Source organism: Nonomuraea sp. NPDC049784 (genome assembly GCF_040659615.1).
Taxonomy (GTDB): Bacteria; Actinomycetota; Actinomycetes; order Streptosporangiales; family Streptosporangiaceae; genus Nonomuraea.
Map to the genome: position 1 here is coordinate 1 of NZ_JBFAMX010000592.1, position 6,392 is coordinate 6,392.

The window sequence follows — 6,392 nt, forward strand, 5'->3', positions numbered from 1 at the left end:
GGCCGGGGCACTGACCGCGGACGCGGTCGCGCTGGAGGCCCGCAAGGCCGCCGACGCCGGCGATCACCCGGCCAGCGATGACGACGTCCCGGCCGACCCGCCCGCCATCGCCTCGCTGACCGCGCGCCGCTTGGAGAAGCTGCCGCCTGACACCCGGCCGTTGCCCTCGGTCGCCGCCTATGACCAACTGCTTCGCCGCCACCGAACCGCGCAGGAAGGACCCAGGACATGACCGTCAAGCCCCGTCACGGACTGACCGAGCAGGCCGCCGACGCCGCCGTCGACCAGGCCTGCCGGATGCTCCGCCTGCCCACCATCCGTACCCAGTTCCCTGAGTTGGCCGAGGCCGCCGCCCGCGAGCAGATGTCCTACCGTGCCTTCCTCGCCGAGTTGCTCATAGCCGAGTGCGACGACCGCGCCCGCCGCCGCTCCGAGCGGCGGATCAGGGCCGCCGGGTTCCCCAGGGAAAAGTCGCTGCGGGCCTTCGACTTCGACGCCAACCCGAACATCGACCCGGCCGTCATCCACACCCTCGCTACCTGCGACTGGGTGAAGAAGGGCCTGCCGCTCTGCCTGATCGGCGACAGCGGTACCGGCAAATCCCACCTGCTCATCGCGCTGGGCACCGAGGCCGCCATGGCCGGCTACCGCGTCCGCTACACCCTGGCCACCAAACTCGTCAACGAACTCGTCGAGGCCGCCGACGACAAGCAACTGTCCAAGACCATCGCGCGATACGGCCGCGTCGACCTGCTCTGCGTCGACGAACTCGGCTACATGGAACTCGACCGCCGCGGCGCTGAACTCCTCTTCCAGGTCCTCACCGAACGCGAGGAAAAGGCCAGCGTCGCCATCGCCTCCAACGAGTCCTTCAGCGGCTGGACCAAGACCTTCACCGACCCCCGCCTCTGCGCCGCAATCGTCGACCGGCTCACCTTCGGCGGCAACATCATCGAAACCGGCACTGACTCCTACCGCCTCGCCCAGACCCGCGCAGCCCAGCAAGCCTGAACCAGACCCCGGTCATGCTCGCCATCAGCCTCGACACCGCCGACGCCATCGAGCTCGCCGAGCTCCTGGCATTCATCGGCGACTGGCTCACCGCAGACCCAGACAGACTCTCGCAGTCACTGCTCGCCTACATCGGCCACCCCGACTACGGGCTGGAAGCCCTCCACTCCGACCTGGACCGCTTCGCCTTCCTCCTCGCCGGCGACGACGGCGAGAACGTTTTTGGACGACGAGTACGGCGACGACGCCTGTGACTGGACGACCCCCGCCTGAGCGACACCGCCAGCGGACTCCGTGGTGCTGCGATAGATCGACCTGGGCCGTATTACCGCTGAGCGCCGTGCGGATCGGATCGCGATCGCGGTGCCGATCAGGCTGTTCTTAGCGGCACGCCATCGTGGTGGGCACCGATGACCACGCCAACCAGGACGGCGGGCTCGTCGAGGTCGTTGCGGCAGCTGTGCGGCACGCCGTTCACGATGAGCCAGTCACCGGGTCGCAGTCGGATTTCGGTGTCCTCCAGGACGAAGACGGATTCGCCGGATACCTGCATCAGGCAGTCGATCGACGCGGTGGTGTGGAGTGCGGACGTCCCTTTCACCGTGCCATAGCCGAACGGGTTTGGGTCGGGCACGAGCGGGTGGGTTTCCGGGTCGATCGCGGCTTTGAACATCTCCTGGCGTGCTGCTGGGTTGTCGGTCCCCCACAGGTCGTCCGGGTTGAAGTTCGCCGGCAGCGTGAACACGGTGACGTGAAAGCCGCCAGGGGCGGGCAGCAGCGGACCCCGGAACGCCGGTGCACTGCCATCGCCTGGGAACCGGACCGTCTCATCCGCCGCCCAGATCGACCACTTGTCCCCGTAGTCGGGATTGGTCGACCCGACTCGCTCGTCGGAGACGACGACGGCCCTGCCATCGGCCCCATAGCCGGTGACCACCCTGCGTATTCCGGTCATTGCCCACTTCCAGTGTGTGTTGATCCCGATGGTGTGACGATGCGCAACGCGGTCGCCATCAGCTCGGCGAGGTCCTCGCGCCCGCCCCGCTCGGCCCAGTGCACGATCGCCGCGGTCGCCGCCGCGATGCACGCTCCCGTGGCGACCCACAGCTCGAACTCCTGGTCCGGGTTGGGGCTCTCACCGCGCAACGCTTCAACGATGTAGCGCTGGGTCCGGTATTGGCCGTCCCACATCCGTGCCCGCAACGCCGGCACCGTGAGGCCGAGCCGCAACCGGGCCAGCAGCATGGCGCGGTCGGCGGGGCCATGGTCGGCGGTCGACTCGACCAAAGCGGCGCCGATGCGGTGCATCAGCGGTTCGCCCGCCGGCCGAGCCCGAATCCGGTCGACGATGACCGGGTCGTACTCGTCGGCGAGGACGAGGTCTTCCTTGGTCGGGAAGTAGCGGAACACCGTCATCGAGGAGACCTCGGCGGCCGCCGCGACATCGGCGACGGTGGTCGCCTCGTAGCCGCGCTCGGTGAACAGCCGCATCGCGTGTTCCTGGATCGTCCGCCGGGTGCGTGCCCGCCGAACCTCCCGCAACCCCTGCTTGCGCTCCACCATGTGTTAGACACTAACAACTGTTACCGTCTAACACAATCTGCCCCGATGCGTCGCCCGGTCAACGCGGCCGCCGACTGGTGCTTCCAGCAGCAGTGCGGTCGCTTTTCACGAACAACAACCACCGCTCCAGCCGCCGAGTGCGGTCAGAACTCACGAACAACCGCGGTCAGTTCTCGCGAACGAAGCCAACCAGCCGCCGGGCGGCGTAGGGGGTGCCGACGTCGACCAACGCGCGGAGATCCTTGGTTCGTCCCTGTTCGGCCAGCAGCGCGGCCATGCCGACGGCCTATCAGAACCGCAGACCAGAGCACAGGCGAACTCTTGATCTCAACTCCGGACAGGCCCTATAGAAGACTTCGCCGCGGTGAGTTAACGCTGATGGGGATGCGATCGTTGGCGGTTTGTCCGGCCGCCGCCGACGCGGCCATAGCTCTGTTGGCGTCGGTCGCTCGACGGCGGGCGCGCACGGGGCGCAGGACCTACGGGGATGCTGCTTCGCCGTAACGTCGTGACTGGCCTGTGCCGACCCGTACGTGGTGTGCCACGCCATACGACGTAATAGGTGTACTGGCCTTGTCGGGGGGTGTCGGTGAACTCGAAGGAGCCGTCATCTGCGACGGCCACCAGCAGCAGGTCTGTGATGTAGTCGCTGCCGGAAAGCGAGCGCAGGAGGCACGCCATCGAGCCGTTGCGGCCACGACATGGACGTAATGCCGCACGCAGCCGGGTAGCGCCGTAGCGCAGCCTTACGAGATCGTCGATCAGGCGCGGCCAGACGGGTTGCTCCAGTCGAACAGTTCCCTAGCCGGCAGGTCGAGTGCGTCGGCGATCTGGAAGACCTTGTCCAGGTGCGGGCTGTACATGCCGTTCTCGATGCGGTTGATCGTCTTGCGGTCCACGTCGGCCAGCTCGCCGAGTTGCTCTTGTGTGAGTCCATGCCCTTCGCGAAGCTCGCGTAGCCGCGCACCGAACTGTCTTCGCAGCTCAGCGAGGCGTGGCGTGATCGGGTTGGGCACTCACCAACCGTGTCGGGCATGATCTTCAAGGTCTGTACCAACGTTGGTACAAATGACGGCAGAGGTGAGAGGTCGCAGGGCGGTGACGTGCAAGCATGCAGCCGCGTGCTCGCACGCAGCCATTCCCGCAGCAGTTCCCGCCGCCCCTGGAGAGAGGCATGTCCCCTTCCCGATACGGTCGCTCTACCCTGGCCCGCACCGTCAGCCCGCCCCGCCGCGACCACCATGGCGGCTCCTCCCCGGCCTGGCTGCACATGCAGGCCGCTCAGCTGTCCTGGGAGATCCGCAACATCCTGCAGCTGATCAACGGCATGCGGCTCAACCTCAGCGAAGAGCTGCACGTCTATCGCGAAGCCTGCGACATGCTGCTCAACGCCGCGCATGCCACCATGGAGGCGCGGCTGCCGCTGGCTCCCGCCTGGGGTAGTGGCCCGCCTCGGGTCCGCTCCATCTTCGCCCAAGCCCGTGAGGCGGGGACCGACCCCGCTGAGGTCCGCCCGGATGTGGACCTATCCCAGCCGCGCATCGACCCGCAGATTGCCCGGGAGGTGGAGGCCGCCTATCGCGAGGATCCTGACCCTCACGCCCAGTGCGCCGGCGCTACGGTGAAGAAGGAACGCTGTGCCAAGACCATCGTCAAGGGAATTGGCTCAGCGCACTGCGCCGTGCACCTCGCTCCTGCTGAACGGCAGCGGCGCGACGAACTGCGCGCCGCCGAAGACCGGCGGATGCAAGCCATTACGGACGCGCTTGATGAGCACCGAGTGGAGTTGGCCGCAGCCTGGATCGCCCGCTACGGCACGCGCCCGCACCGTCTCGAACAGCCCGCCGCACCAAGCCGTCCCCGCCAGGTCGCGCCGTTCGACGGCTGTTCCGGGCTGACGCTGGGCGAAGACGAGCAAGCGATGCTCGCCTTGTACGACAGTGGCTGGCCTTCACTCTGCCCTCGCTCAGCGGAGATCATCAGGGCTCTGCTCGATTGCCCTCGTGCCACGATCGGCCGGCTGGCCGAACTCGCCGCAGCTCAGGCGCCAGAGCGCTGGTCTCATGGCGAGCAGTGGCTTCAATCGGACATCTGGGACGGCATCCGGCCCCCCGATCTTGCTTTGCCACCCCTTGGCCAAGTACCCGAACTGGACGAGCACCCGGCCGTACAGGAACTGCGCCGCCATATGAACGCAAGCCAGGGCACGTGCGAGGTATGGCAGACCGGCTTCAAGTTCCTGGTCGAGGCTTGCGACGATCCTCCCATCGACACCATGGCCGATCTGCTCGCCTTCTGGCAGGACCTCGGCATTCTGGTCCCGGACGGACACAAAGCCGATGCCACGATCTGGCGGCTCGCAGCACTGCCGCCCTCTGCCTGGCGAGTGATGTACGCTCGCGGCCGGTTTGTCCCGTCCCACGTTTTGGCGACGGCCCTGGACTGGCTGCTGGAGGGTGAAACCCCTCAGGATCCCGACATCTCGCCATCCGAGGTCTTCAACTTGCTTCTCACCTCGGCCAAGCCGCCGAACCCTGAGGGCAGCATCGCCCCCGCCCAGGCGGCATCATGAACAGGTCATAACGCTCCCCCGCGGCCATGACCATGGCACGCACCATGGCCGCGGTGCCGGCACCTGCCTGAGACGGCCTACTGACTCGCGCACGGCACACGGTGCTCAGGTCATAACCACTGTGGCCTGCGAAATCGCAGTCCACCGCTAGCTTGGACATGAGCCTCAGGGCTTTCGGTGAGCAGACGCAACTGATTCTTGAGGTACTCCCGCCGAGAATGCGCCATGTCGAGGCAGGCATCCAGCGCTTGTTCCCAGCCGGACACGTGTTGATAGTCTTCGCCGTCGTTGAAGATGGTCAAGCAGGGCGGGACCGCAACCACTCGGTAGCCGTCCTGCTCCTTGCGCACGCAGGAGAACAGCACGCCGTCCTTAGTCGGCGTAAGCCGGTCAAAGGACATGAGCCGCTCATCCGCACGGGCCAGCTCGGCACGTTTCTCCTGACGGCGCCGGGAACCCACATAGTTGTCCCGGCGTCCGTAGATCAGTACGAGCCTGGGTGTGAGGCGCCTCCTGGCCAGTTCGAGCGGTATCTCTGCGGCGGTCAACGCGGGGGCGTTCGGAGCCGGTTGGGATCTGGGCGGCCGCCGGGGATGCGGACGGTGACGATGTATCGGTCATGGTTGTCGGCGTACAGCTCGGTGTGCGCCATCGCGTACAGATGAGAATGCGCCATTCGCATGCGGTGACTGGGTGATTACTGAGAGTCTTGCCGTGCTCTGTTCAGGGTTGGAGGAGGGCGGCTGACGGTGGTCTTGGATCCGCATCGCTGGTTGGAGCTGAGGCGGTTTCGCGCTCTGTATGAGTCCGGCGCGATGAGCCTGCGGGAGATCGCGGCCGCGACCGGCTTGAACCGGCGGACGGTAGCCAAGTACCTGACCGGCGAGGTGGCGATGGTTCCGCCGAAGCGCTCCCCGAGCAGCCGGCCACGGCCGCGAGTGGGCGCCGTGAGGGCGGCAGGGCACCGATATCGGTCCTCCCAGCGTCAGTCGGGGCTGGAACTTCATAGAAGTGTTTCAACCGTCCAGCCGTCTGCACCGACCTTTGAGACAGAGAATCCGCGGGACGCGTCCGGTCGCGGGCGGTGTTGCATGGGTCGCCCATGAAACAACCCGGAGGCAGGGCGCGGCTTCTTGCGGGACGCTCTGGGCGTCCTGGTCGATGTCTTGGCGGTCGCGGGCGGTCAGGCCGACCAGCCGCCCGGCGGCGTACGAGTTGCCGTTGTCGGCGCGGGCGCGAAGATCAT

Annotated in this window: 8 protein-coding genes and 1 pseudogene; 4 read left to right on the plus strand and 5 right to left on the minus strand. The window is 66.8% G+C overall.

Translation table 11 applies throughout. From position 1 onward, the window contains the following. The 3 genes and pseudogenes from AB0J09_RS52790 to AB0J09_RS52800 all read left to right on the plus strand — a co-directional run. A pseudogene (locus AB0J09_RS52790) lies at nt 1–232 on the plus strand (hypothetical protein); the annotation flags it as partial. Continuing rightward, nucleotides 229–1,011 carry an IS21-like element helper ATPase IstB gene (gene istB, locus AB0J09_RS52795; protein ID WP_360709575.1) on the plus strand — a complete coding sequence of 261 codons (783 nt, stop codon included), beginning with the start codon at nt 229–231 and terminating at the stop codon, nt 1,009–1,011. The pseudogene AB0J09_RS52790 and the gene istB, both read left to right, overlap by 4 nt. Nucleotides 1,012–1,025: 14 nt before the next feature. Beyond that, nucleotides 1,026–1,265, plus strand: a complete 240-nt coding sequence (locus AB0J09_RS52800) for a hypothetical protein (protein ID WP_358203257.1) — start codon at nt 1,026–1,028, stop codon at nt 1,263–1,265. A gap of 116 nt (nt 1,266–1,381) precedes the next feature. On the opposite strand, the gene AB0J09_RS52805 is transcribed toward AB0J09_RS52800, so the two are convergent. From AB0J09_RS52805 to AB0J09_RS52815, 3 genes are all read right to left on the minus strand, one after another. Beyond that, nucleotides 1,382–1,948: a hypothetical protein gene (locus AB0J09_RS52805; RefSeq protein ID WP_358203248.1), complete on the minus strand. Its 567-nt coding sequence runs from the start codon at nt 1,946–1,948 to the stop codon at nt 1,382–1,384. Between the two features lie 14 nt (nt 1,949–1,962). Next, entirely contained in the window at nt 1,963–2,574 is a 612-nt protein-coding gene (locus AB0J09_RS52810; protein WP_358203242.1) for a helix-turn-helix domain-containing protein, read from the minus strand. Nucleotides 2,575–3,335: 761 nt separating this feature from the next. Next, on the minus strand, nt 3,336–3,590 hold the full coding sequence (locus tag AB0J09_RS52815; RefSeq protein WP_360709578.1) for a helix-turn-helix transcriptional regulator: 255 nt from the start codon (nt 3,588–3,590) through the stop codon (nt 3,336–3,338). Nucleotides 3,591–3,748: 158 nt separating this feature from the next. On the opposite strand from AB0J09_RS52815, the gene AB0J09_RS52820 reads away from it, so the two are divergent. Beyond that, nucleotides 3,749–5,146, plus strand: a complete 1,398-nt coding sequence (locus AB0J09_RS52820; protein WP_360709580.1) for a hypothetical protein — start codon at nt 3,749–3,751, stop codon at nt 5,144–5,146. 110 nt (nt 5,147–5,256) lie between these two features. Here AB0J09_RS52820 and AB0J09_RS52825 read toward each other — a convergent pair whose 3' ends face one another. Both AB0J09_RS52825 and AB0J09_RS52830 read right to left on the minus strand, forming a co-directional pair. After that, the gene (locus AB0J09_RS52825) at nt 5,257–5,694 is read right to left on the minus strand and encodes a hypothetical protein (protein ID WP_360709581.1); all 438 of its coding nucleotides are present in this window, start codon (nt 5,692–5,694) and stop codon (nt 5,257–5,259) included. Continuing rightward, the gene (locus tag AB0J09_RS52830) at nt 5,691–5,822 is read right to left on the minus strand and encodes a hypothetical protein (RefSeq protein WP_360709582.1); all 132 of its coding nucleotides are present in this window, start codon (nt 5,820–5,822) and stop codon (nt 5,691–5,693) included. Before AB0J09_RS52830 ends, AB0J09_RS52825 begins: the two co-directional genes overlap by 4 nt. Nucleotides 5,823–6,392: the final 570 nt, after the last annotated feature.